Consider the following 24,672-nt stretch of genomic DNA (forward strand, 5'->3'; position numbering starts at 1 on the left):
ACGGCATTAGCGAGCGCCGTCCGTGGCATCGAGCGCAACCCACGGATCCGGCTCGTGAGTGAAACGATTGCGAAGGTCGCGGCGCACGATTTCAATACTCCACATCCAGATGATGTGGCCGAAGAACTCGCTCACGTGCTCCTGCCACGGCTGATCCCACGGCGCGGGCACCGTGCCGAGCGCAGGCATGAGCAGAACGTGGAAAACGACGTGGATGACGATGCCGAATGCTGCACCCTGCCACAAAGTGATCTTGGGGAAACGCTCAGCAACAACGCAGTAGAGAACCGCGAAAAAGATCGCAAAGCTGAAGTGGACGATGAAGCTCATGATTGGCAGGCCGTTGCCATTGAAATGAACGAGCGTGTGGGTGAAGTCCTCGCCGAATCCCAGTTGTTGTAGGAGCTGCTGCGGCGGGTTGGTGGCGTTGCGCTCGGGTGTGCGTGGTGGGAACGGCACCTCCCAGCCAAACTTCACGATTGCGGAGAACAAGCCGCCGATGAGGCCGACGAGGAGGGCGGTCGCGTAGCGGCGGCGAGAAGGATCGGTGGTCGAAGGAAGTGCCATGATTGCCTTTCGAATGTGGCCCGACGGTTGCCAGGCCACCGTCGGACTCAAAGGCGCACCCTGGGCGCGCGCCTTTTACACTAGCCACCCATGCACCCGGTAGGGAGGTCGAAAGTCCGCACGCCGTGAACCTCCGAGGATCAGGCGCGGACGCGGTTTCACAATGTGAGGGAAGCGCCCTTTGTCCTCGCATCGGGAGCCCGCGCGACTAGACTAGATCCGTTTTCAACGATCCGGAGGGCGAGGAAGGCGGAGCACGCGTGTCACAGTCGCAGGGCCTCTTGAGGGGAACGCCGTGGAAGGCAATCGTGCTCTTTTCCGTGCCGCTTTTGATCGGCAACGTCGTGCAGCAGCTCTACCAGTTCGTCGATGCCATGGTTGTGGGGCGCCACCTCGGCGTACTCGCACTCGCCTCGGTGGGCGCGAGCATGAGCCTCCTGTTTCTCATCACGGGCTTTGCATGGGGCATGACGAGTGGCTTCGCGATTCCCGTCGCGCAGGCTTTCGGAGGGAATGATGTTAAGGGCCTGCGGCGCTCGGTAGCAGCCGGTGCGATTCTCTCGGCACTCTCGAGCCTGCTCATGACGCTCGTGGGCACAATCTTTATTCGCCCCCTGCTCCAGATCATGCAGACGCCGCCCGAGCTTATGGACGATGCCGTGACATTCGGGTTCTGGAGCTTCCTGTTTATGTTCACGCTCGTGTTCTTCAATTTCCTCGCGGCAATCATCCGCGCCGTCGGCGATTCGCGCACGCCACTCGTGTTCCTTGTCATCGCGTGCCTCCTCAACGTCGTTCTCGTCATCCTGTTCGTTTCCGTGTTCGAATGGGGCATCGCCGGTGCAGCTTTCGCCACGGCGGTTTCGCAGCTCACGTCGGTGCTCCTCTGCGTGCTGTGGGTGCGCGCGCGCATTCCCGTGCTGCACATGAGCCTCGACGATTGGAAAGTCACGATGCCCGAGCTGCGCGAGCACCTCAACTTGGGCCTTCCGCTCGGCTTCCAGACCTCGGTGATCGCGATCGGCACGATCGCCGTGCAGGTGCGACTTAACGACCTCGGCCCCGATGCCGTCGCCGCGTTTACGGCCGCCGGTAGGGTCGACGGCATCGCCGTCACGTTCCTCGCCTCGCTCGGTCTGGCCACCTCAACGTTCGTTGCACAGAACTACGGCGCGCGCCAAATCGACCGCGTGAAGCACGGCGTGCGGCAAGCACTGATCGTCAGTATCCTCGTGTCGATCGCGATCGGCCTCGCCCTATTTGTGCTCGGCGGCGTATTCGTGGAACTCTTTATCGGCAGTGAGCAACCCGTGGTGCTAGGTATGGCGCACGACGCCCTGAAGATCTACTCGGTGGCCTATTGGACGCTCGGCATCCTTTTCGTGGTGCGCGGTTCGCTGCAGGGCCTTGGCCACATGAAGCCGCCGTTCTATTCGGGTATCGCCGAGCTTGTGATGCGCGTGTTCACCGCTGTCGTTCTCGGTGCGGCGTTCGGCTTCATCGGTGTTGCATGGGGTGCCCCACTCGCCTGGGTCGGATCCATCGCGCTTCTCATCCCCTCCTATATTGTGATCAGCCGCAAGCTCGAAGAGCGCACCTACCGTCAGGGCCCGCGCACCGAGGAGATCGAGGTTCTCTCCGCTCCTTTCCTCGCGGAGAAAGGCGTCGTTGCCGACCCCACGATCCTGCAGGGCGAGAGCTTCGAAGACGTGCGCACCGGTGCGATCCCGATCGTGCGCGACCGCGGTGAAACCGGGCAGTTTCCCGCGCTCGACGAAGCCGATCTTTTCGATGCGGGGGAGCATCCATCCGAAGATTCGGAGAGTGAACAGCGGTAAAATCCCAGGTGTCGCGGGAGTGAGTATTTACCAGGTTTGATGGTGCATACTTGCTGTGCCCCGGGCGGGGAGAGAACCCGCCACCGAGCAGAAAGGTCACCGTGTCCGTCGCACGCCGCACACTGACACCGCTCGTCGAAATCATCGACGAAATGCTCCTCATTTCGCGCCGAATCCAGGCGCTCACCGTTGACATTCCCGGCATGCGAGGGCTCTCAACGGTCGAAGCGATGATCCTTCGACATATCGGGCGCACCCCGGGAATCACGCCCGGAAAGGTCGCCGAGGACATCGTTCTGCGGCCCTCGAATGCGAGCGCAGCGATTCGTGACCTCGAGGTCAATGGGCTCGTGGGGCGCGTGCCCGACATGGTTGACCGGCGCTCCAACCACCTTTTCATTACGGAAAAGGGCGAGCGAGCGGTCGCAGCCATGCACCAGGCCTGGGAAGAGTACTACTCGGGGGCTCTCGCTCCGGGTGATCTCGAAGAAGCCCGCGCGGTTGTGCGCGCCATGGGCGAGCGGGTTCGTGCCTCGATGATGGGTGACGACCCAGAAAGTGATGCCGACTAGCGCGAGCGAGGCCCGCGGGCGTTGCCCATGACCTGCCGTAAAGCGGGAAGGACGTCGGCGAGGAACACTCCCGCCATGACGAAACCGATGACCTGGAGCATGATCGTGAAGGGGCCCATACCTCGGCCAAAGCCCGTGACAACACCGATCACGAGTGCACCGGCCGTCATGAGCGCCCAAAAAGTCTTCGTGCGCTTGAACGCCGCGTCATAGGCTTTCGAGGGGAACCGGAGCGCGTTGATGAGCGCCCATGCCTCGATCGCCACGAAAATGACGGCGAGGGCAAGGGACAGGTAGTACGCGATGGTGTAGGTAATCACGGCTTCCTCTTACGGTCGGGATCGGTGCGATCGGTGATGAGAAGTTCAAGTGCTTCCGTTGAGGCAGGTGGCTCAACGGCCTTCATCTCGCGCGTGATGGGGCGCGGACCCACGATGTCGGAGTCGGCGACGACGATGAGGGAGGGCAAGAAACGGCGGGCGTCCGAACTGGGCAGGCCGGTCGCTTCGAGGAGATCAACCGCGAGGGCGCGTAGCTGGATGACGAGCGAGATGCCTTCGAAATGGCCGAGGCGTCCGACGTTTCCCTCCGCCGTCGCAAGCAGAGTTTCGGGAGTGAGGTGCGCACAAAAGAGGCGAAGTTTGCGCCTCGCCTGAGTGAAGTCAGCTTCCGTGTCGACCCCGGCCTGAATTTCGTCGATCGCGTTGACCGCCGCTGTGAGAGCTTCGGCAAGGTTCGGGAAGGTGTGGGGCTGCGTGACGCGCAAGAATTCGACTTCGCGCCGCGCGATGACGCGGGCGTTGCGCATGGCGCGGTCGCTGCCCACGAGGAGGTGCTGGACCCGGTTCACGTGCTTGTGGTGGCGGTGAAGCGTGGGGGAGTAGCTCGTGAGTTCGTTCGCGGTGTCGTTCGCAAGGGCCCACGCGTCGGTGTGGCGCTGGGACGTGCTGCGGATCTGCGTGAGCGCTTTCGTGGCGAGTCGCGAATCGCCCTTCAACGCGGCCTCGCTCAGTTTCGTGAGTGCGTTCCTGAGTTCCTCGAAGAACTTGTCGGCAGCTTTTCGCTGCTCGTGGCGCGGGTCCCGGGAAAAAGCGATGTGCACGAGCAGGCCGAGGGAAATGCCCGTGATCGCGTCGAGGGCCCTGCCCTGGGGCGTCATCGTGGGAGTTTGCGGCAGGAGCAGCACGATCATGGATTGGATGCCCACCTGGATCGAAAAAATGACGCTCGCTTTGATGAATCGCGCAAGCATGAGCGAAACGAAAAGCGTGACGAACAGCTGCCAGGTTCCGGAGCCGATCACGAGACGCGCAATCTCCCCGAGGATGATTCCCGTAAAAACGCCCGTGCTCATGTCGATGCTTTTACGGATCTTCGTTTCGAGCGTGAGGCCGATGATGAGGAAGGCGGTAATACCCGAGTAGAACGGGGCGGGGTGGCCCCACAGGTGCTTGGAGAGCCAGTAGGCCGCCGCGGCCGTGAAGGCAGCGAGCAGAATTTGCCAGGCGCCATCGCTCGCGCGGGAAGCACCCGCGTGTAGCCAGTCGTTGAGCTTCGGGCTTTTCACGCCGTGGGCCTCCTTGCGGGCGCGACCGGTTCGTGGAGGCGCAGCTCAAGGAGCTTGTCGATTTCGAACCATTCGCCGTCGCGACCCCCGCGCCCCACGATGAGGGGCGCGCTCTTTGGCTCGAGCGTGGCGCCCTTGAATCGGGTCATGAGGTCGCCCGGGGCGGAAAGAATGTAGTAGTGCCCCTCGGTATCGATGCCGACCGTACGATCGGACTTGAGGTACCAACCGACATGCGTGGTTTTCACGGGGCGCGAACCCCTGTAGGGGAGTGCCCGCAAGGGATGCGGTTCGATTCCCGCCTCGCGGAAGCGCTTGATCCCGTCGAGGATGATCGCGGTAGCTTTCTCGTGCTCCTCGCGTTCAGCCCGGCGCAGATTGCGTTCTTGGACCTCGAAAATCTCCGCTTTGCGGGACTTCCACTCCTCGTCCACGTGGGGACTCCTCCTGACTATCGGCGAAGCTGGGCCGCTTTCGGCCTCTCACCATGGTCGCGCTCGGTCACGATGGTGACCTGTGAAGCGTCAAGTTTCACACTCGCTTCGCCGACCTCAAAGGCGACAATGAGTGCCGCATCGTGAGGCACGGTGCGCTTAAGAACGGCGAGTGCCACCGGGCCTTCGTCGGCATGGAGCGCACTCGAGGTAAGCGTTCCCACCTTCTTTGCCCCGAAGAATACCTTCGCACCCACGGGGGCGGGCATGTCCTGGGAGCCATCGAGGTGGAGGCGCACGAGGCGCCGAGGCGGCTGGCCGAGATTGAGTACCTTCGCGACCGTTTCTTGGCCACGATAGCAGCCCTTATTCGTGTGAACGGCGGTGCGCAGAAGGTCGAGCTCGTGGGGGATGGTCTTTTCGTCGACTTCTCTCACGAGGCGCGGCCGGTGGTTGACGATACGCACGGCCTCTGCCGCCCAGAGGCCCGCAAAAAATTCGGGCTTACGCCAGGGCGCACCGGGGGCGCGAAGCTCGGCGTCGCTCACGAGCGTGAGGTGCCATGGCTCGGGGAAATCGGGGTCGGGGCCGTAGGCAACGCCGCCCGGGGCGACCTCGGGCCACGCTTGGACCCACGTGGCAGTCGGCGTGGGGGACTCCTCACCGAACACCGTAGCGAGCGGGGCGCATGAGCCGAGCACGTGAAGGTCGTCGCGCTCGACAAGCTCGATGCGATTCGCGAACGTCATGAGGGCGAGGTAGTCATGAAGACGCTCGCGCGTGCCGGGGTCGGTGATGAGGAAGAAGGATTCGGGGCTGGTCGCCACGTGAAAGAGGGATTCGACGCGCCCCTGGGGGCTCAGCACGCACGCCTCGAAGGAGTCACCCTCGGTGCGATCCGTGAACACTTGAGAGGTGACGGTCGTGAGCCAGGCTGCGCGGTCTTCTCCCCGCACCTCGAGGACCTCGAGGTGGCCGAGGTCGACGACCGCCGTGCCAGCAACGAGGCGTCGCTGCTCGCGCAAAGGCGCACCGTAGTGCGCGGGAACCGCCGCGTCTGGGCCGGACTCCTCGTGGATCGCGCGGTGGGTGGTCAGTGGTGCGGGACTCACGACTCCTTCACGTCCTCGTCAGCGGCACGGTTGAGCTCGACCGAGAGATAGGGGCGCAGATTCGAGAGAGACGAGCCGACTTCCTGAAGCCACATGAGCCGCCCACCCACGAGTCCGAACATGCGGGCCCCGTGCGAGTCATCGCTGCCCGTAGCACCGCTTGACGCGGCAAGATCCTGGGTGGCGAGCTGGATGCGCGGACCGCGCACCTCGCCCGCCCAATGCTCGGCGGGAGTATCGCCAAACGCGCCTCGACGCTGCATCGTGAGGGTCACGCCATGAGAGAGATAGCTCTCGGGGCTACCGGGCTTCGCGTTTTTCGCGGCCTCTTCATCTTGACCGGGAAGCACGCCGGTCGTGCGCCACGTGCCTTTTTCCTCGAGAAGGAGTTCGCGCACGATGTCGGCCTCGCCGCTTTGCTGGGTGGCGTCGGACCCTTCCTCGCCCTTTTCGTAAAACGCCGACGTAGGCGGTTCAGGCGCGGGTGAATTGAGCACCCAAGTGCGCATGACCCACGTAAGCCCCTTGGCCGAATTGGGCGTCACCGTGAGGTGCTGCTCGATCGCGTGACCAACTTCTTCGCCGTTTTCGCCCTTGAGCTGCACGGCACCCGTGCCTTCCCACGCCCCTACGAGCCACGCGAGTGGGTAGAGCGACGGGTCGAGATTCTCATCGATGACGATGGGCACGAAAACTCCCTTGTGAATAGTGGTGAATGAACGTCTCGTTAACGTGGGGCATGGTACGTGTATTCCCCTTGAAGGACGGTGCTCAGGCGGCCGGGATGACCGTAAGCCCGAGGTCCGCGGGAACGTAGCTGAGGGCAACCTCGAGGAACAAAAGCGTGAGGATACCCGTGAGGGCGATCGGCGAGATCGCGACTGCGAGCGACTCGCGCGGGTCAGCTGCGCCAATCACTCGCGACAGAAGGAAGAACACGAACAGCGAGGCCGTGCACAGAACCGCGCCGGCGAGGGTCGACATCGCGATGATCAACGGCGAGTACCCGAGGGCCCAGGCGAGGAGCCCGGAAGTGGCCGCGCCAATCACGATTGCGCAGCTCACGCGCCCGGCGGAGGGGAGTGGAAGGGCAAGGCACAGGGTTCCGAGCGCAAGGCCCATGGTCATCGCAAGGAGGAATCCGACGGTTGCCGGCCCGTTCGCCGAGGCGAGTGCCCAGCCTTTCAGCCAGGTCACGGTGAGGGTAGTGATGAGGGCGCCGCTTGCCGTTCCGGAAATCGACAGCGTGAGTCGCGAGCGTTCGCGGCGCAGCATTTCGTGAGCAAAACTCAAAAACAGCGCGATGGCGATCACGATGACGAGCTTCGTGGTGAGACCGGTCGTGCCGAGTGCGAGTGCGAGGCCGAGCGAACCAAGACCGGCAAGTGCCATGATGATGCCGCTTCCCGTGCGGCTTGGAAGCTCGAGAAGGTGCGGCCAACTCACGCACAGGAGAACCACGAACATTCCCAATATTCCCGCGAGGACTTCTTCGCTGAGCGCGGGAAGGGACATGGCTGCGGCGAGCGCGAGTGCACACGCGCCCGTGAGGGGTGCCCGCTCACTCGGTGTCATACATCAACCAATCGTTTTATGGGTTATGCCTCAAGGAAGTCTACGGGGCTGCCCTCGCGAAACGCACGCGGGAGGGGCGTACTACACTTGGGGAGGCCCTGAGCTGTCGTTTCGAGGAGAGTAACCCCGTGGCACGCGAACAGTCCCCGATCCTCGCGGCAGGCGCGCTCGTCTGGCGTGAAAAACGCGGGAAACTGCAGGTTCTTCTCGTGCACCGCCCCAAATATGATGACTGGTCGATCCCGAAGGGGAAGCTCGAGCCGGGTGAATCGTTTGTTGCCGCGGCAGTGCGTGAGGTGGAAGAGGAGACCGGGTATCGGATTCGCCTCGATCGCCCCCTTCCGACGGTTGACTACCGCACGCACGGCCGACCGAAAACAGTGCGCTACTGGGCGGCGCAAGTGCGTGCCCAGACCGGGCCGGGCCCCAAAAATCCCAAAGAAATCGACAGGGTCGAATGGGTCGCAGTCTCGAAGGCTCGCGAGATTCTTACGAGAAAATCCGATCGGGACTTGCTCAAGCGCGTGCTCGATTTTGCCGATCATGGCGAGCTCAGCACGACGCCGGTCATCGTGCAGCGGCATGCGGCTGCGCAGTCTCGTGCGAAGTGGCGAAAAGGCGACGAGAAAACCCGGCCCTTGCGCCGCAAGGGTCGCAAGCAGGCCGCAGCGCTTCCGCCGCTCCTAGGGGCCTACGCTCCGAAGAGCGTTGTCACGTCGCCCTGGCGTCGCTGCCTCGAGACCATCGAGCCGTTCGCGCTCGAAGGAGGGATTGACATCGTCGAGAAGCCGGAGCTCACCGAGCATGCGCACGCGAAGCGGCCCGCGCGAGCGGCCGCGGTCATGGAACGCGCGATTGCCGAAGCCGCACGCACGGTCGTGTGTACGCATAGGCCGGTGCTGCCCACGGTCATCGCCGCGGCGAAAAATGCGTGTGCGAAAGAGGTTCGGGGAAAGTTGCCGCGGGAGAATCCTTACCTCGCTCCGGGCGAAATGCTCGTTCTGCACACGACTGAGCGTGGCCGAATAGTGGATGTCGAGAGGCACCTTCCCAATATTGGATAGAGGCCGTGAAGACAACGAAGGTTGTGAGGGTCATGAGAGTTGCGAAGTCTGGGATGTGCGGCACATCGCAATGTGACGCGAACGCCCGAATGAGTCTCTGAACTGGCAAAACGATCGTTAGATGTCTGGAATCTCAGAAATTCCGACATGAGTTCACCATTTGTTCACCTGGGAATACTCGCGGCGTCACTTCCGGCTTCTACCTTCGATGTGTCCACTTACGACCCGTATCCCAGGCTCGAAGAGCCTCGAAAGGACACTCGTGAACCTCAAGAAGAAGTTCGTTTCCGCAACCGCCCTCGGCCTCGCCGGCGCCTTCGCTCTCGCGGCGTGCGGTGGCGAATCCACCGAAAACGGCACCGATACCAAGGGTGGCGACAAGGGCGCATCGAACGCTCCCGCTGACCTCTCGGGCACCCTTAACGGTGCCGGCGCTTCCTCGATGGAGGATGCCCAGGGCGCCTTCATCGGTGGCTTCATGGCTCAGAACTCGGGCGCAACGGTGACTTACGACGGCGTTGGCTCGGGCAAGGGCCGCGAGCAGTTCCTCGCTGCCGCTACCAACTTCGCTGGCTCGGACGCCTACCTCAAGAGCGAAGAGGTCGAGGCTTCGAAGGATCGCTGCTTCGGTGGTGAGGCCTTCGACATCCCCGTTTACATCTCCCCGATCGCTGTCGTCTACAACCTCGAGGGCGTTGACGACCTTCAGCTTTCGCCCGATACCCTCGCGAAGATCTTCGCGGGCGACATCAAGAAGTGGAACGACGAGGCCATCAAGGCTGACAACCCCGATGTTGAACTCCCCGACACGGACATCGTTCCGGTCCACCGCTCGGACAAGTCGGGCACGACCGAGAACTTCACCGAGTACCTCGCCGCTGCTGCTCCCGAGTCGTGGAAGCACGGCGCCATCGAGACCTGGTTCGACAACGGCGGCCAGTCGGGCGAGAAGACCTCGGGTCTCGTCAACACCGTTCAGGGTGGCAACGGCACGATCGGCTACGCCGACGCGTCGAAGGCCGGCAACCTCGGCACCGCCAAGATCAAGGTTGGCGAAGAGTACGTCGCCTACAGCGCCGATGCTGCTGCCAAGGCCGTTGAGGTTTCGCCCAAGGCTGAGGGCCGCGGCGAAAACGACATCGCTCTCGACCTCGCTCGCGACACGACCGAGTCGGGCTCGTACCCGATCGTCCTCGTGTCCTACATGGTCATGTGCGACACCTACGAGAAGAAGGAAGATGCCGACCTCGTGAAGGCTTACGCTTCCTACGTGATCTCGGAGCAGGGCCAGAACGACGCGGCTAAGGCTGCTGGCTCGGCCCCCCTCTCGGAGAAGCTCCGTGAGGACGCGCAGAAGTCGATCGACGCGATCAAGGCTAAGTGACCTGCACTTGACGCCTGAGGCGTAACGGTGCGCCGCCGAGCCCGCCAGGTTCGGCGGCGCACTCTTGTTTGAAAACTTTTTCACCCCCTACTGTCAGGAGCGTGCGCGTGAGCACAGCGGCTGCCGAAAACAGCACTCCCGCCAAGGGCGCCCCCCAACCTCCGGGCAACGAGAAAAGCGAGAGCTTCAAGAGCTCCGGCGCGCGTCCCGGTGACGCGATCTTCTCGTCGCTCAGTGTTGGTTCTGGCCTCATTATCTTTGCCGTGCTCGCGGCAATCTTCATCTTCCTTCTTATTCAATCGCTGCCGGCGATTGAAAACTGGAATGCGATCCCCACCAATAGCGGGAAGCAGAACCTCTTCGAGTTCGTGGGACCGCTGGTCTATGGCACGGTCCTCGCTTCGCTTCTCGCGCTCTTTATTGCGGCGCCCATCGCCATCGGCATCGCCCTCTTTATTTCGCACTACGCGCCGCGCAAACTCGCGACCCCCATCGGCTATGTGATCGACCTTCTTGCAGCCGTGCCTTCGGTGGTGTTCGGTCTTTGGGGCGGTGTGTGGCTCGTGCCGCTCATGCAGCCGCTCTACACTTTCCTTAACACAAGTCCCCTTACGTCGTGGATTCCGCTCTTCCAGGGCAACCCGCATGCTCCCATGCGCAACGTCATGACCGCCGCGATCGTGCTCGCGGTCATGATCCTTCCCATCATCACCGCCGTGAGCCGCGAGGTCTTCCTCCAGGCGCCCGGTGCGCAGGAAGAAGCCGCGATCGGTCTTGGCGCCACCAAGTGGGAAATGGTGCGCATGGTCGTGCTTCCCTTTGGTCGTAGCGGTGTCGTTTCAGCCTGCATGCTCGGCCTTGGTCGTGCTCTCGGTGAAACGATGGCGGTCCTCATGGTGCTGAGCCCCGGCTACACCTACTCGTTGCACCTCCTTGAGGTGGGCAGGCACATGACAATCGCGTCGTACATCGCCTCGCAGAACGCGGAGTCGACCGGTATTGACATGTCGAAGCTCATTTTCGCGGGCCTCGTCCTGTTCCTCATCACGTTCGTCATCAACGCGCTTGCCCGCTGGATCGTGGCAGCTAGCGCACGAAAGAAGTAGGGGGATCAGCAATGAGTGAAGCATCCGCAACCCTCAACACCACCAACCCCGGCCCCCGCGGCTCGGAACCTGAGCACAACGGCATCATGAACTCTGGTGAGCGTCGCCTGCCGTGGTGGCACATGATCCTCACGGGCGTCATTGCCTTCGTCGTCGTAGCGGTTCTTCTGCTCGCGACCGGCGCGTTCACGCTGCCCGCGATCCTCGTTCTCGGCTTTTTCGCCCACCTCGTGATCGGCTATCTCTACTCCCGCGTGCGCGAAGGCGAGCGTTGGGCCAAGGATCGCCTCATGACGCTCATCCTTGTCGGTGCCTTCGCCACGGCGATGATCCCGCTCGTGTCGCTCCTGTGGGAGGTCATCTCGAAGGGCGGTCCGCGTCTGCTCACACCGGGCTTCCTTACCGGTGACATGCAGGGCTTCAACGGCGGCGCCGATGGCGGCGGCATCCTCCACGCGATCGTGGGCACGCTCATCATCACGCTCGGCGCCTCCATCATCTCGATCCCGATCGGCTTGCTCACCGCGGTGTTCCTCGTGGAGTACGCCCAGACCGGCTGGCAAAAGACTCTCGGCAAGGGCATCACGTTCCTCGTTGACGTGATGACCGGTGTCCCCTCGATCGTCGCGGGCCTGTTCACGCTCGCTCTCTTCACGACCCTTTCGGGTGAAGCCGGGCTGCGCATGGGCGCTATGGGTTCGGTTGCACTTTCCGTGCTCATGATCCCCACCGTGGTGCGCTCGAGTGAGGAAATGATTCGCCTCGTTCCCCTCGAACTGCGCGAAGCGGCCTACGCTTTGGGCGTTCCGAAGTGGCTCACGATTGTGCGAGTCGTGCTGCGTACGGCGATCGCGGGTCTTACGACCGGTGTCACCCTCGCCATCGCACGTGTGATTGGCGAGACCGCGCCGCTTATGTTCACGATCGGCGTCTTCCAGATGATGAACGCCAACCCGTTCGAGGGCCGCATGATGGCGCTCCCGACCTTCATCAACCAGCAGTACGGCTTCGGCCACGCCGTGTGTGGCGACAAGGGCGAGAAGGTCCTCAACTACTTCACGCGCGAAGAATTCGCGTGTAACCCGGATATCAACTATCAGCGCGCGTGGGCGGCAGCATTGACGCTTATCGTGATCGTCATGGTGTTGAACATCTTTGCCCGCTTCGTCTCCTACTACTTCTCGCCGAAGACCGGCCGCTGAGCCCTCCCAGGCTGATCTTTGAAAGGATTCCAGATGTCACAGAGCATCGACGTGAAGAACCTCAACGTCTATTACGGCGACTTCCTCGCCGTTGAGGACGTCAACGTCAAGATCGACGCGCGCAGCGTCACCGCCCTCATCGGCCCCTCGGGCTGCGGCAAGTCCACGTTCCTGCGCACCCTCAACCGCATGCACGAGGTCATCCCCGGCGCCTACGCCGAGGGTGAGGTCAACATCAACGGCGAGAACATCTACGGTCCGGGCATCGATCCGGTGAACGTGCGCCGCCGCGTGGGCATGGTGTTCCAGAAGGCGAACCCGTTCCCCACGATGTCGATCGCCGAGAACGTCCTCGCTGGTGCGAAGCTCAACAACAAGCGCATGTCAAAGAGCGAAGCCGACCAGCTCGTCGAGGAATCGCTGCGTGGCGCAAACCTGTGGGAAGAGGTCAAGAACCGCCTCAACAAGCCCGGCGGCGGCCTCTCCGGCGGTCAGCAGCAGCGCCTCTGCATTGCTCGCACGATCGCCGTCAAGCCCGACATCGTTCTCATGGATGAGCCCTGCTCGGCGCTCGACCCGATTTCGACCCTCGCGGTTGAGGAACTCATCCACGAGCTCAAGTCGCAGTACACGATCGTGATCGTGACGCACAACATGCAGCAGGCTTCGCGCGTGTCCGATAAGACCGGCTTCTTCAACATTGCCGGTACGGGCACCCCGGGCAAGCTCATCGAGTTTGACGAGACGACCAAGATCTTCAACAACCCCGCGAAGGAAGAAACCGAGCGTTACATCTCCGGTAAGTTCGGCTGATCGGCACGCCCACTTACGGGCACCATTCGCCACGAAAGGCGCGGTGACGGGACAACCCCGGCCGCGCCTTTCGCATGCCACGGCGCATAGCGCCGAAAGTTTGAGGCTTTATCAGTCTTCGGGTGGAATTGGCGCGACCGATCGTCGCGAAACATCCCCCCTGCGACAGGTGTGAATGGTCCCGGGGGTCGATGTGTGAGCGCCCGCCTCCACGAGAGCGTAGAGGCATGACAACACCACACAAGTTTCCGTCTTCCTTTACTGCCCAGCCGGCCGTCGGAACCGCCCCCGGCGCCTGCCCGACCGTCCTTTCGGCGCGCAACCTCGCGCTTGCCTATGACGCGCATACACACGCCCTGAGAGGCGTGGATCTTGATATCTACTCTGGTCAGAGTCTCGCCATTATGGGGCCGTCGGGCTGCGGCAAGTCGACACTGTTGCACTGCCTCGCAGGCATCCTTGCGCCGACGGGCGGCCGGGTTCTTTACGGCGAGCGCGATCTACGAGACATGCGCGATGCGGCGCGAACGAAACTGCGCCGCACCGATTTCGGTTTCGTGTTCCAGGATGGCCAGTTGCTTCCGGAGCTGAGCGCCCTCGAGAACGTCATGCTCCCGCGCATGCTTGCGGGCGTCTCGCGCAGGAAGGCCAAGGCAATGGCGAAGCATTGGCTCGCCGCTCTCGGGCTCGCGGGTCTCGAGGAGCGCCGGCCCGGTCAGCTCTCGGGCGGCCAGGCGCAACGCGTCGCTATCGCCCGTGCCCTAGCGGGGGAGCCGTCGGTTGTGTACGCCGATGAGCCCACCGGGGCGCTCGATCAGCAGACGGGCCAGGAGGTTCTCCACCTGCTCCTTCAGGCAACCGCGGATGCCGGTAGCGCGCTCGTGATGGTGACGCACGACCAGAGTGTTGCGGCGGCGTGTGCGCGCACGATCGTGATGCGCGACGGCCAGATCGAACGGGAGGTTGCCCGATGAGCGCCCTACCCATGCTTGTGCGGGGGAGGCGGTCTCTTGCGAACGCCCTCCCGGTGATCGCGTTCGCGGCGGCAACGGCGATCGTCTGTACGGTGCTCGCGGGCACGGGCGCCTTCTACGGGCGACTGGGACCGAGCGGTTTTGAGCTGACGGAGGCGTCGGCCTCGCCCGAAGCGCAGGTCATGCCGCTGCTGGTGATCTGTGCGGTCTTCGCGTGCGTGCTTCTCGTCCCGAACGCGATCGCTCTCGGTGGAGCGGCGGCTCGGCTGTCCCTCGCACGCCGCGAAAAAGACTTGGCGGCGGTTCGGCTCGTTGGGGGCACGCGCGCGCAGGTGGCGGGGGTCGCGGTGTCCGACGTCGCCTGGCAGTCCGTCGTAGGCGCGGTGATAGGCGTAGCCTGTCACATTGCACTCGCGTGGCCGCTTTCGCATCTCGATTTCGGGATCCGGAAATTTACGGCTGCAGAGCTCATCTTGCCGTGGTGGGCTCTCGCCCTTACGCCTTGTGCTCTTGCGCTGTTTGCGTCGATCTCCGCGTCGATCACCCTCACGGGGGTTGCCTTGAGTCCCCTCGGAATTGCCCGAGGTGCGCACAAGGTGCGCATGTCGGTCATACGCCTTCTCGTATGGGTGTTGAGCATCATTGTGTTCTTCGCGGTGGCGCAATTCCTTCCCCGCATCCAGGGCGTGTCGATCGGCGCCGTGATCGTGGCAGTGGTGTTGACCGTGGGAATAATGGTCTTCTCCGTGAATCTCGCTGGTCCGTTTATCGTGTGGGTCATCGCGCGCATCGTTGCGTCCCTCGCGCCGACACCGAGTCTCCTCGTGGGGGCGCGGCGTCTGTGCGCCGATCCGCGCGCCGGCTGGAGGGCGGTCTCGGGCGTGACGATCGCGCTTGTCGTTTCCGGCTTTGCTTCGATTGTGACGTCGCTGCCGAGCGTGGATGAGTCCTCGCGCCTCATGAACCAGGCGCTCTCGACGGGTGCTGTGCTGACGGTGGGGATCGCGACGGTGCTCGCGGCTGTGAGTACCGGTGTCACTCACACCGCGCGCGTGATCGATCAGGCGTCGAGGTACCGTTCGCAGCACGTGGCGGGCGCGAGCATCCGCCAGCTGCACCGTGCACGAATTGCGGAGATCGCGATTCCCGTCGGGATCTCCCTCACGGTCTCCGTGTTCATGGCGGCCCTCGTTCTTGTCACGCTCGCGGGTTCGACAGCTTCGGATCCTCGTGTTGCGGTGGTCTTCGTCGTGAGCGTCGTTGCCGCGCTCGGGCTCGTGTCGGCGTCGGCCCTCGTGAGCTCGCCGCTCGTGGCGCGGGCGGCGCGCGCCCGCGTGCGCGCAGCCGGCTGAAACCTGCCGTGGGCGAACATGAGCACCGGCACGTCGGAACTTCCCGAAGTGCCGGTGCTTGTGGCCAACCCGGAGCGAATCCCTCTAGGCTGAACGCATGGATTTCGAGACCGTTGACCCGCTGAGCGTTCCCGAGGGCGCCCTTCTTTTCGACATACGTGAGCAGAATGAGTGGGACGCGGGGCACGCGCCAAGCGCTCGCCATCTTCCCGCGAGCAGCCTCGCCGCACACCTCGATGAGCTCTTTGTGGAGGACGACGAGGGCCGTGAGAGGGACATTTACCTCGTGTGCCGCTCAGGAGGGCGCTCCTCGCAGGTCGCGCAGTGGCTCGCGATGCAAGGCATTGAGGCGATCAACGTTGGCGGCGGCATGGACGCGTGGCTCATGCAGGGTCTGCCCGTTGTCACGGACGAGGGGGAGCAGGGTCGCGTGCTGTAGCCCACGGTTTCCCCCGGGGGCAGGCTTCGTCGAGGCGAGCGTGCCACAGTGATGACATGACGACATCACAGCCTCGCATCCTCATCACCGGCGCGACCCGCGGCATCGGCCGCGCGACTGCGGTTGCCCTCAAGGACCTCGCCCACCTCGTGCTCGTGGGCCGCGACGAAAAGGCGCTCGAAGCGCTCGTAGCCGAGCTACCGTCGGCCGAGTATGTCCTTGCGGACCTTGCCGATTCGCAGAAAATTATTGACGGCATGCGCGAGGCCCGCGAGAGCGGCGCCCTCGGAACAGGCAGCGGCGGGCTTGACGGTGCCGTGCTGAGCGCGGGCGTACTCGCCGGCGACACGGTCGAGAACACCAAGCCGAGCGACTGGGAGTTCGCCCTCCACATGAACGTGACCGCGCAGGCCGTTCTCACCGCCCAGATTCTCCCGGAGCTTCGCGAGGCGCGCGGCACGATCGTGTTCGTGAATTCCGGCTCGGGCTTCACGTCGAAGCCCGGCAACGCCGTGTATTCCGCGACCAAGTTCGCCCTGCGCGCCCTCTCCGACGCGCTGCGCGAGGAAGAACGCGGAAACGGCGTGCGCGTCGTATCGCTCCACCCGGGGCGCGTCGCGACCGATATGCAGCGCGAACTGCGCGCCTACGAGGGCGGTGAGTACGTCGAGAGCGACTACATGACACCCGAAACGATCGGCGAGGCCGTGCGCTACGCGCTCACGGCCCCGCCCGAGGCGAACGTCGACGTGCTCTCCATCCGCCCGCGCTAGTGACTCATCTCGAAGTCATCCACGCTGAGCGTCGCGCGGCCTGCCTCGAGCCGTGCGACTGGCACGCGGAACGGTGAGCACGAGACGTAGTCGAGCCCGAGCCAGTTGAAGAAGTGAATCGAGCTCGGGTCTCCACCGTGTTCGCCGCACACGCCCACGTGGAGATCCGGGTTCACGGCGCGTCCGCGTTCGGTGCCGATGCGCACGAGTTCGCCGACGCCGAATTGGTCGATCGACTCGAACGGGCTCGTGAGCAGGATGCCGTGCTCCTTATAGGTGAAGAAGAACCCGGCCTCGACGTCGTCGCGCGAGAAGCCCCACGTGGTTTGCGTGAGGTCGTTCGTGCCGAAACTGAAGAACTCGGCTTCCTCAGCGATTTCGTCGGCACGAAGGGCAGCGCGCGGCAACTCGATCATCGAACCGATCACGGTCGTGAGCTTGAGGCCCGTTTCCTGCGTGACCGCATCGCGCACGGCGAAGATCTCCTTCTTGATCTCGCGCAGCTCACGAACGGAGCTTACGAGCGGGATCATGATCTCCACCTGCGGCTTCAAGCCTTCGGCGCGAGCCTTCGCTTCGGCCTCGAGGATCGCGCGGGTCTGCATGCCAAAGAGGCCGGGGATAGAGAGGCCTAGCCGCACCCCTCGAAGACCGAGCATCGGGTTCTGCTCATGCAGGCGTTTCACGGCCTCGAGCACCTTGATCTCGTGATCGTTGTGCTCGCCGCGCTCTTCAGCTTTCGCGATGCGCACCGAGAGTTCGGTGAGGTCGGGGAGGAACTCGTGGAGCGGCGGATCGAGGAGGCGCACGGTCATGGGCAGGCCGTCCATCTCGCGGATCATCTCGAGGAAGTCGCCGCGCTGGAGGGGGAGGAGCGCAGCGAGAGCCTCTTCGCGTTCCTCGGGACTTGCGGCAAGGATGAGGTCCTCGACGAGCTTGCGGCGATCGCCGAGGAACATGTGCTCGGTGCGTGTGAGGCCAATGCCCTGGGCGCCCATGCGGCGCGCCCGAGCGGCATCCTCGGGAGTATCGGCGTTCGCGCGCACAAGTAGGGCGCGCTCGCGATCGGCGACGCGCATGAGTCGATCAACGCTCGTGACGAGCTCGACTTCGCCATCGTCAAGGCCCTCGAGTGGCATATCGGTCGCGCCTTCAAGGCTTGCACCGGATTCAAAATAGGCGGCCACGGCGCTCGGCTGCACGGGAACCTCTCCGAGGAAGACTTCACCGCTCGTGCCGTCAATCGACACGAGATCCCCGTCGCGCAGCACCACTTCGCCGTCAACGCGAACTTCGCGGGCGGCCTCATCGACCGTGAATGCCTCGACGCCGCACACGCACGTGCGGCCGAGACCGCGGGCAACGACGGCCGCGTGGGAGGTCTTCCCGCCGCGCGCCGTGAGCACGCCTTCGGCGGTGATCATGCCTGCGAGGTCGTCGGGGTTGGTTTCGCGGCGCACGAGGATCGAGCGCGTGCCTGCTTTCGCACGTTCGAGCACGTCGGCGGAGGTAAAGGCGACGTGACCGGTAGCGGCGCCCGGGGAGGCATTCATGCCGCGTGCGAGGAGTACGCGCTCGGCGTGCGGATCGAACGCGGGGAACATGAGGCGCGAGAGTTGGTCTCCGCTCACGCGCATGAGAGCTTCGTTTTCGCTAATCGCTCCCTCGTCGAGGAGGGCGGTCGCGATGCGGAAGGCGGCAGCGGCGGTGCGCTTGCCCACGCGAGTTTGGAGCATCCACAGTTTGCCCGATTCGACCGTGAACTCGATGTCGCACAGGTCGCGGTAGTGCTGTTCGAGCTGCTCCATGATGCCGATGAGTTCGCGGTAGTTTTCGGGAAGCAACCTCTCCATATCGGGCAGGCTCAGCGTGTTGCGGATGCCCGCAACGACGTCTTCGCCCTGGGCGTTGAGAAGGAAGTCGCCGTACACGCCGCGTGCACCCGTCGCGGGGTCGCGCGTGAAGGCGACACCGGTCGCGCTCTGGTCATCGAGGTTCCCGAACACCATGGAGCACACGTTGACGGCTGTGCCGAGATCGTGGGGGATGCGCTCGGTGTTGCGGTACACGATCGCGCGCGGCGAATTCCACGAGTCGAACACCGCGTGGATGCTCATGGTGAGCTGCGTGAACGGATCCTGCGGGAAGGGCGCGCCGGATTCCCGCTCGATGATCTCTTTGAAACTCGCGACGACCCGCTCGAGGTCGCCTTCCGAAAGCTCGACATCGCTCGCGGCTCCCGCGGCCGACTTCGCGTCGTCGAGAACTGCCTCGAAAAGCTCGGCATCGATATCGAGCACGGTGCGGCCAAACATTTGGAGGAGCCTGCGGTAGGAATCGAGCGCGAAGCGCCGCGAGTGCGAAAGCTCGGCGAGGCCCTCGAGCGTTGCATCGTTGAGGCCGACGTTGAGCACGGTTTCCATCATCCCGGGCATCGAGACTTTTGCGCCCGAACGCACGCTCACGAGCAGGGGATTTTTCGGGTCGCGGAACGTGCGCCCCAGTTCCTTCTCGACACTCGCGAGTTCGCGCTTCACCTGGTCGTTGAGTGCACTTGGCTCGTGCCCGTAGCGCATGTAGTACCGACAGGCGTCGGTCGTGATCGTGAAGCCGGGCGGTACGGGAAGCCCGAGCTGGGTCATTTCGGCGAGATTCGCACCCTTGCCGCCGAGCAGATCGACCTGCTCGCGCGAACCGGCGCTAAAAGGGTACACGTACTGATCGCTCATGGCGGACCGTCCTCAAACACATCATTGTGGCGGGTGGGGTGGCACCATTGTGCGCCTCGCCGGCTCAGCGCGCGAGGGTTTTGGCGGGCACGGAATCCGGTCGGCCGGAATTTTGGGTCCGACGGATGCTAAGCGCCGCTCGAGACTCTCACATCAGGCGTTTGACGGCGGTGAGCACCTCGGTGAGCTTCTCATCAATCACGGCGGGGGAGCCGTCGGTGGCCGCATCCCGCACGCAGTGGCGCACGTGATCCTCGACGAGGCCGAGCGAGACCGCTTCGAGGGCGCGTTTGACGGCGCTGACCTGGGTGAGCACGTCGATGCAGTACGTGTCGTCCTCGAGCATGCGCTGGAGCCCGCGCACCTGACCCTCGATGCGCTTCAGGCGCCGCACGTAGGCGGTTTTGTCGGCGTGGTAGCCGGGTGCGGTCTCGTGCGGGGCCGAGCAGCAGTCGTTCATGCGGCGCTCAGTCCTCGAGGTAGTCCACGAGTGAGGCCGCGAGGCCCACGTAGGTCGCGGGCGTGAGGGCGAGGAGTCGCTCGCGCTCCTTTTCAGGAAGGCCGAGCGACGTGATGAACTTTCGCATCGCGTCGCCGTCGACGCGCTTGCCACGCGTCAGTTCCTTGAGGCGTTCATACGGTGAATCCATCCCCTCGACCCCCTGAATGCCGAGCGTGCGCATGACGGATTGGACGGCTTCTCCGAGGACCTCCCAGTTGGCGTCGAGATCGCGTGCCATCTGCTCGGCGTCGGTATCGAGGCCGGCGAGCCCTCGCTTGAGGTTGGAGATTGCGAGGAGCGAGTGGCCGAAGGCGGGCGCGATATTGCGCTGCGTTGTCGAATCGGTGAGGTCCCGCTGAAGGCGCGAGGTCACGAGGGTCTGGGCGAGAACATCGAAGAGTGCACCCGAGATCTCGAGGTTCGCCTCGGCGTTTTCGAAGCGAATGGGGTTGACCTTGTGCGGCATGGTCGAGCTGCCCGTTCCGCCCTGGGCGCTCAAGCGCTGGCGGAAGTAGCCGAGGGAGATGTACGTCCACATGTCGGTCGCGAGGTTGTGGAGGATGCGGCCCGCGCGCGCGATGTCCGAGTAGATCTCGGCCTGCCAGTCGTGACTCTCGATCTGGGTTGTGAGCGGGTTCCACGTGAGGCCGAGGTGCTCCACGAAGCTCTTGGCGATCGCGGGCCAGTCGGTGCCGGGCACGGAGATGGCGTGGGCGGCCCATGTGCCGGTGGCGCCGTTGATTTTGCCGAGGATCTCGTCGGCCTCGAGGCGGGCGATTTGGCGCTTGAGGCGATAGGCGAAGACCGCGATTTCCTTGCCGAGAGTCGTGGGGGTCGCGGCTTGTCCGTGGGTGCGGCTGAGCATCGGGATGCTCGCACACGTGCGCGCGAGATTCTCGAGATCGGTGGTGAGGTCTTTCAGGGCCGGAAGCCACACGTCTTCGAGGGCACCCTTGATCATGAGGGCGTAGGAAAGGTTGTTGATGTCTTCGCTCGTGCAGTAGATGTGCACGATTTCGGCGAGGGGCTCGAGGCTCGTGCCTGCGAGGCGGCGTTTGATGTAGTACTCGACGGCTTTGACGTCGTGCACGGTTTCGCGCTCGATCTCGGCGTGTTCGGCGATGCCATCGGCGCCGAAATCCTCGGGGATCTGGCGCAGAAGGGTGCGTTCTTCCTCCGTGAGAGAGCGCAAGCCGGGGATCGCGCCCTGTTCGAGGAGGTGGATCATCCACTCGGTCTCCACGACCATGCGGGTGCGGTTGAGGGCGGCCTCGCTGAGGTGATCCACGAGTGGAGCGACCTGGGCGCGGTAGCGGCCATCGAGCGGGGTGAGCGGAAGAGCGGGGTCAATTTCACTGAGGCGCATGCAGCTATTTTGGCACGGACCGCGCGCGAGTGCGCCCTGCACGTACCATTCCTGCATGGTCGAAAACATTCACGTGCGAAGCGCACTCGAGTCGATCCCCTCCTACGTTCCGGGGAAACCTGCGCCCGCCAACGCGTACAAGGTGAGTTCGAACGAGTCGCCGTTTGCGCCGCTTCCCGAGATTCGCGTCGCGCTTGAGAGGGAACTCGCGGGGCTTAACCGCTATCCCGACATGGCGGCGGTGAAGCTTCGTACTCTCCTCGCGGCCGAGCACGGGGTAGAGCCCGCGCAGATTCACGTGTCGACGGGCGCCTCGGCCGTTCTCGGTGACCTCGTGCGCGCACTCGCCGATCAGGGCGACGAGGTGATTTTTCCGTGGCGGAGCTTCGAGGCGTATCCGATTCTCGTGCAGTCCCACGGTGCGACGGCCGTCCCCGTTCCCCTCACGGAGCTTCATGAACTCGACCTCGAGGCAATCGCCGAGGCTGTCACGGAGCGTACTCGTCTCATTTTCCTGTGTTCCCCGAACAATCCCACGGGTACGGTGCTCACGACGCCCGAGCTCGTGGCGTTTCTCGAGCGCATTCCCGATACCGTGACGGTCGCGCTCGACGAGGCCTACGTTGAATTCGCCGATCCCGGTGTGTGCGCGGATTCGGCACGAGCCTTCGAGGATTTCGAGAATCTCGTGCGCGTGCGTACCTTCTCGAAGGTGCACGGCATCGCGGGTCTCCGCCTCGGTTACGCGATTGCTCATCCTCGCCTTGCCAAGGCCCTCGACAAGGTGGCGATTCCTTTCGGTGCCTCGAGCCTTGCTCAGACCGCCGCGTGCGTGGCGCTCGAGGAGCCGGCCCGGAGCGAGCTTGCCGAGCGGGTCGAGTGGATTCGCCGGGAGCGCTCGCGGGTGCAGCACGCCCTTGAAGGCTTGAACCTTGGCTGCGCGCTCGTGCCGTCGCACGGCAACTTCGTGTACCTCCCGCTCGGCGAGCGCACAGAGGAGTTCGTGCAGTTCGCGCTCGAGCGGGGTCTCGTGGTGCGGGGGTATGGGTCCGACGGTTGCCGGATCACGATTGCGGAAGAGGCCGCGAATTCGCGCCTGATCGGCATTGCGCAGGCGTGGGACGGGCAGAAAAGCTGAAACCTACGCCACCGTAGGTTAGGCTGGGTTTCGTGAGTGTTTTCCAGACCGCGATTCCCACCCCCGCTTCTAGCGAGCCGACGCTCCAGCTTCTTTCGCCCGACGGCACACGCACGCCGCATGACGAACTCGATGCCGCGCTCGCGCACCTCGACTTTGATGACCTGCGTGGTTTCTACCGCGACATGGTGATCGTGCGCGCCGCCGATCACGAGGCGACCGCCTTGCAGCGGCAGGGTCAACTAGGACTCTGGGCGAGTGCCGTTGGCCAGGAGGCCGCGCAGATCGGTGCGGGGCACGCTGCCCGCGCCCACGACTATCTCGTTCCCACCTACCGCGAGCACGGCGTCGCGTGGGCGCGCGGTATCGAGCCGTGGAAGCTCCTTGAAGTGTGGCGCGGCATCAACCACTGTGGCTGGGACCCGCGCGAACTCATGACGCATCCCTACATGATCGTGCTCGGTGCGCAGGCTCCCCAAGCTGTTGGCTACGCGATGGGGATTACGCGCGATGGCGCATGCGGTACGGGCGATGCGGAGGTCGACACGGCCGTCCTCGCGCTCTTTGGCGACGGCGCGAGCTCTGAGGGAGAAGTCTCCGAGGCCTTTACGTGGGCCGCGAGTTTCGAGGCCCCGATCGTGTTTCTTTCGCAGAACAATCAGTGGGCGATCTCGACCGCGACGAGCGTGCAGACCCGCGTCCCTCTCGCCCAGCGCAGCCGCGGCTGGGGTATCCCCTCGGTGCGCGTTGACGGCAACGATGTGCTCGCGAGTTACGCCGTGAGCCGGCTTGCGCTCGATGCGGCGCGCGGCGGGGAAGGGCCCCGCTTCATCGAAGCACTCACCTACCGCATGAACGCGCACACGACGAGCGACGAGCCCCGCATCTATCGTGGCGAAGACGAGGAGAAACACTGGGCGGCGCTCGATCCGATCGAGCGTTTTGAGGCGTATCTCAAGCGCGAGGATCAGCTGGATGCCGCCTTTGTGGAGCGTTGCAAGGAGGAGGGCCACGATCTTTCCATGAGCCTCCACCACCACATTCACGCTCTTGAGGATCCGGATCCGATCCAGATTTTCGATCACGTGTACGTTGACGAACACCCCCTCGTGGCCGAGGAGCGCGCCGAGTACATTCGCTACATCGAACAGTTTGAAGAGGAGGGCGAGGGCAAGTGAGCATCGAAAAGCTCCCGATCGCCCGCGCGATCAACCTGGGGATCCGCGAAGCAATGCGCGCGGACGAAAAGGTCATGCTCATGGGAGAGGACATCGCCCGGCTCGGCGGCGTATTCCGCGTGACGCAGGGCCTCCTCGACGAATTCGGTGATCTCCGCGTCGTCGATACGCCACTCGGTGAGGCCGGCATTGTGGGCTCGGCCGTGGGTCTTGCCTATCGCGGCTACCGCCCGATTTGCGAGATTCAGTTCGACGGCTTCGTGTTCCCCGCCTACAACCAGATCACGACCCAACTCGCGAAGACCCACTACCGCACCGAGGGGCGCGTGCGGATGCCCGTTGTCATCCGCATCCCCTATGGCGGTGGTATCGGCGCTGTTGAGCACCACTCGGAAAGCCCCGAGGCGCTCTTCGCCCACACCGCTGGTCTGCGGATTCTCACGCCCTCCAACGCGAACGACGCCTACTGGCTCACGCGCCAGGCAATCGAATCGGATGACCCCGTCATCATGCTCGAGCCGAAGCGTCGTTACTGGGTGAAGGGCGAAGTGGACACCGAAAACAGGCCCGCGCTCAAGCACTGGGAGGCGAACGTCGTGCGAGAAGGTGCGGATCTCACGCTCGTCTCATGGGGTCCGACGGTCCCCGTGGCTCTCGAGGTAGCCCAGGCCGCAGAGGACGACGGCCTCTCGCTCGAAGTGATCGACCTGCGCAGCCTCAACCCGATCGATTTCGATTGTCTCCAGGCCTCCGTCACGAAAACGGGCCGGCTCGTCATCGTTCACGAGGCTCCCGTCTTCGGTGGCCTCGGAGGCGAGATCGCGGCGCGCCTCACGGAGCGCTGCTTCTATAGCCTGGAGGCCCCCGTTATGCGCGTGGGCGGCTACCACACGCCGTATCCGCCGGCGCGCATGGAGCACGCCTACCTGCCCGACCTCGAACGCGTTCTTGACGCCGTTGACCGCTCCCTCGAGCACTGATCTATCG

The 24,672-nt window shown here is 63.9% G+C and carries 24 protein-coding genes; 14 read left to right on the forward strand and 10 right to left on the reverse strand.

Annotated elements, in window-relative coordinates; translation table 11 throughout:
• Positions 1-6: 6 nt before the first annotated feature.
• Positions 7-567, reverse strand: a complete 561-nt coding sequence (locus D8M36_RS04595) for a YagU family protein (protein ID WP_065248406.1) — start codon at positions 565-567, stop codon at positions 7-9.
• A 260-nt stretch (positions 568-827) separates the two neighbouring features.
• Between D8M36_RS04595 and D8M36_RS04600 the strand changes: the two genes are divergently transcribed.
• Positions 828-2,405 carry an MATE family efflux transporter gene (locus D8M36_RS04600; protein ID WP_126847094.1) on the forward strand — a complete coding sequence of 526 codons (1,578 nt, stop codon included), beginning with the start codon at positions 828-830 and terminating at the stop codon, positions 2,403-2,405.
• 101 nt (positions 2,406-2,506) lie between these two features.
• Positions 2,507-2,977 (forward strand): MarR family winged helix-turn-helix transcriptional regulator, encoded by a 471-nt coding sequence (locus D8M36_RS04605; protein ID WP_126847096.1) that lies wholly within the window; start codon positions 2,507-2,509, stop codon positions 2,975-2,977.
• Here the strand turns inward: D8M36_RS04605 and D8M36_RS04610 are convergent.
• The 6 genes from D8M36_RS04610 to D8M36_RS04635 form a co-directional block, all read right to left on the reverse strand.
• Positions 2,974-3,297: a DUF2516 family protein gene (locus D8M36_RS04610; RefSeq protein WP_238638382.1), complete on the reverse strand. Its 324-nt coding sequence runs from the start codon at positions 3,295-3,297 to the stop codon at positions 2,974-2,976. The two genes, D8M36_RS04605 and D8M36_RS04610, sit on opposite strands and share 4 nt — an antisense overlap.
• Positions 3,294-4,544, reverse strand: coding sequence for an FUSC family protein (locus D8M36_RS04615; protein WP_126847098.1), 1,251 nt, complete (start codon positions 4,542-4,544; stop codon positions 3,294-3,296). Before D8M36_RS04615 ends, D8M36_RS04610 begins: the two co-directional genes overlap by 4 nt.
• A complete protein-coding gene (locus D8M36_RS04620) occupies positions 4,541-4,978 on the reverse strand; it encodes a hypothetical protein (protein WP_126847100.1) in 438 nt (145 codons plus the stop codon). Before D8M36_RS04620 ends, D8M36_RS04615 begins: the two co-directional genes overlap by 4 nt.
• 17 nt (positions 4,979-4,995) lie before the next feature.
• Positions 4,996-6,090 (reverse strand): CAF17-like 4Fe-4S cluster assembly/insertion protein YgfZ, encoded by a 1,095-nt coding sequence (gene ygfZ / locus D8M36_RS04625; protein ID WP_126847102.1) that lies wholly within the window; start codon positions 6,088-6,090, stop codon positions 4,996-4,998.
• Positions 6,087-6,779, reverse strand: coding sequence for an FABP family protein (locus tag D8M36_RS04630; protein WP_126847104.1), 693 nt, complete (start codon positions 6,777-6,779; stop codon positions 6,087-6,089). Before D8M36_RS04630 ends, ygfZ begins: the two co-directional genes overlap by 4 nt.
• 82 nt (positions 6,780-6,861) lie before the next feature.
• Complete coding sequence (locus D8M36_RS04635) at positions 6,862-7,665, reverse strand: hypothetical protein (protein ID WP_126847106.1); 804 nt, start codon at positions 7,663-7,665, stop codon at positions 6,862-6,864.
• A 128-nt stretch (positions 7,666-7,793) separates the two neighbouring features.
• On the opposite strand from D8M36_RS04635, the gene D8M36_RS04640 reads away from it, so the two are divergent.
• The 9 genes from D8M36_RS04640 (at position 7,794) to D8M36_RS04680 (ending at position 16,772) form a co-directional block, all read left to right on the forward strand.
• Entirely contained in the window at positions 7,794-8,729 is a 936-nt protein-coding gene (locus D8M36_RS04640) for an NUDIX hydrolase (RefSeq protein ID WP_126847108.1), read from the forward strand.
• A 262-nt stretch (positions 8,730-8,991) separates the two neighbouring features.
• Entirely contained in the window at positions 8,992-10,113 is a 1,122-nt protein-coding gene (pstS, locus tag D8M36_RS04645) for a phosphate ABC transporter substrate-binding protein PstS (protein ID WP_126847110.1), read from the forward strand.
• Between the two features lie 107 nt (positions 10,114-10,220).
• Positions 10,221-11,219: a phosphate ABC transporter permease subunit PstC gene (gene pstC / locus D8M36_RS04650; protein WP_065248395.1), complete on the forward strand. Its 999-nt coding sequence runs from the start codon at positions 10,221-10,223 to the stop codon at positions 11,217-11,219.
• Between the two features lie 11 nt (positions 11,220-11,230).
• Complete coding sequence (pstA, locus tag D8M36_RS04655; protein WP_126847112.1) at positions 11,231-12,421, forward strand: phosphate ABC transporter permease PstA; 1,191 nt, start codon at positions 11,231-11,233, stop codon at positions 12,419-12,421.
• 33 nt (positions 12,422-12,454) lie between these two features.
• Entirely contained in the window at positions 12,455-13,234 is a 780-nt protein-coding gene (gene pstB / locus D8M36_RS04660; protein ID WP_065248394.1) for a phosphate ABC transporter ATP-binding protein PstB, read from the forward strand.
• Between the two features lie 227 nt (positions 13,235-13,461).
• On the forward strand, positions 13,462-14,208 hold the full coding sequence (locus D8M36_RS04665; RefSeq protein WP_126847113.1) for an ABC transporter ATP-binding protein: 747 nt from the start codon (positions 13,462-13,464) through the stop codon (positions 14,206-14,208).
• Entirely contained in the window at positions 14,205-15,560 is a 1,356-nt protein-coding gene (locus D8M36_RS04670; protein WP_126847115.1) for an FtsX-like permease family protein, read from the forward strand. Before D8M36_RS04665 ends, D8M36_RS04670 begins: the two co-directional genes overlap by 4 nt.
• Positions 15,561-15,657: 97 nt before the next feature.
• Positions 15,658-15,999: a rhodanese-like domain-containing protein gene (locus D8M36_RS04675; RefSeq protein WP_126847117.1), complete on the forward strand. Its 342-nt coding sequence runs from the start codon at positions 15,658-15,660 to the stop codon at positions 15,997-15,999.
• Positions 16,000-16,055: 56 nt separating this feature from the next.
• The gene (locus tag D8M36_RS04680) at positions 16,056-16,772 is read left to right on the forward strand and encodes an SDR family oxidoreductase (RefSeq protein WP_126847119.1); all 717 of its coding nucleotides are present in this window, start codon (positions 16,056-16,058) and stop codon (positions 16,770-16,772) included.
• Here D8M36_RS04680 and ppdK read toward each other — a convergent pair.
• The 3 genes from ppdK to purB all read right to left on the reverse strand — a co-directional run bounded on the left by ppdK (position 16,769) and on the right by purB (position 21,369).
• Positions 16,769-19,501, reverse strand: coding sequence for a pyruvate, phosphate dikinase (gene ppdK / locus D8M36_RS04685; RefSeq protein WP_126847121.1), 2,733 nt, complete (start codon positions 19,499-19,501; stop codon positions 16,769-16,771). The genes D8M36_RS04680 and ppdK overlap by 4 nt on opposite strands.
• A 148-nt stretch (positions 19,502-19,649) precedes the next feature.
• Positions 19,650-19,961: a metal-sensitive transcriptional regulator gene (locus D8M36_RS04690; protein ID WP_065248388.1), complete on the reverse strand. Its 312-nt coding sequence runs from the start codon at positions 19,959-19,961 to the stop codon at positions 19,650-19,652.
• A gap of 7 nt (positions 19,962-19,968) precedes the next feature.
• Positions 19,969-21,369 carry an adenylosuccinate lyase gene (purB, locus tag D8M36_RS04695; protein ID WP_126847123.1) on the reverse strand — a complete coding sequence of 467 codons (1,401 nt, stop codon included), beginning with the start codon at positions 21,367-21,369 and terminating at the stop codon, positions 19,969-19,971.
• 55 nt (positions 21,370-21,424) lie between these two features.
• Between purB and D8M36_RS04700 the strand changes: the two genes are divergently transcribed.
• The 3 genes from D8M36_RS04700 to D8M36_RS04710 are packed head-to-tail and all read left to right on the forward strand — an operon-like array spanning position 21,425 to position 24,665.
• Positions 21,425-22,507, forward strand: coding sequence for a histidinol-phosphate transaminase (locus D8M36_RS04700; protein ID WP_126847125.1), 1,083 nt, complete (start codon positions 21,425-21,427; stop codon positions 22,505-22,507).
• 32 nt (positions 22,508-22,539) lie between these two features.
• On the forward strand, positions 22,540-23,685 hold the full coding sequence (locus D8M36_RS04705) for a thiamine pyrophosphate-dependent enzyme (RefSeq protein ID WP_126847127.1): 1,146 nt from the start codon (positions 22,540-22,542) through the stop codon (positions 23,683-23,685).
• Complete coding sequence (locus tag D8M36_RS04710; protein ID WP_126847129.1) at positions 23,682-24,665, forward strand: alpha-ketoacid dehydrogenase subunit beta; 984 nt, start codon at positions 23,682-23,684, stop codon at positions 24,663-24,665. The genes D8M36_RS04705 and D8M36_RS04710 overlap by 4 nt, the downstream gene beginning before the upstream one ends.
• Positions 24,666-24,672: the final 7 nt, after the last annotated feature.

The sequence above is a fragment of the Dermabacter sp. HSID17554 genome (genome assembly GCF_003989295.1).
In the GTDB taxonomy this organism is placed as follows: domain Bacteria; phylum Actinomycetota; class Actinomycetes; order Actinomycetales; family Dermabacteraceae; genus Dermabacter; species Dermabacter vaginalis.

Bases quoted from the DNA above. Each gene is read 5' to 3' on its own strand.
- D8M36_RS04635 (WP_126847106.1), bottom strand. From the start codon at position 7,665: ATGACACCGAGTGAGCGGGCACCCCTCACGGGCGCGTGTGCACTCGCG.
- D8M36_RS04675 (WP_126847117.1), top strand. From the start codon at position 15,658: ATGGATTTCGAGACCGTTGACCCGCTGAGCGTTCCCGAGGGCGCCCTT.
- D8M36_RS04670 (WP_126847115.1), top strand. From the start codon at position 14,205: ATGAGCGCCCTACCCATGCTTGTGCGGGGGAGGCGGTCTCTTGCGAAC.
- D8M36_RS04680 (WP_126847119.1), top strand. From the start codon at position 16,056: ATGACGACATCACAGCCTCGCATCCTCATCACCGGCGCGACCCGCGGC.
- ppdK (WP_126847121.1), bottom strand. From the start codon at position 19,501: ATGAGCGATCAGTACGTGTACCCTTTTAGCGCCGGTTCGCGCGAGCAG.
- D8M36_RS04595 (WP_065248406.1), bottom strand. From the start codon at position 567: ATGGCACTTCCTTCGACCACCGATCCTTCTCGCCGCCGCTACGCGACC.
- pstA (WP_126847112.1), top strand. From the start codon at position 11,231: ATGAGTGAAGCATCCGCAACCCTCAACACCACCAACCCCGGCCCCCGC.
- purB (WP_126847123.1), bottom strand. From the start codon at position 21,369: ATGCGCCTCAGTGAAATTGACCCCGCTCTTCCGCTCACCCCGCTCGAT.
- D8M36_RS04665 (WP_126847113.1), top strand. From the start codon at position 13,462: ATGACAACACCACACAAGTTTCCGTCTTCCTTTACTGCCCAGCCGGCC.
- D8M36_RS04690 (WP_065248388.1), bottom strand. From the start codon at position 19,961: ATGAACGACTGCTGCTCGGCCCCGCACGAGACCGCACCCGGCTACCAC.
- D8M36_RS04700 (WP_126847125.1), top strand. From the start codon at position 21,425: ATGGTCGAAAACATTCACGTGCGAAGCGCACTCGAGTCGATCCCCTCC.
- pstB (WP_065248394.1), top strand. From the start codon at position 12,455: ATGTCACAGAGCATCGACGTGAAGAACCTCAACGTCTATTACGGCGAC.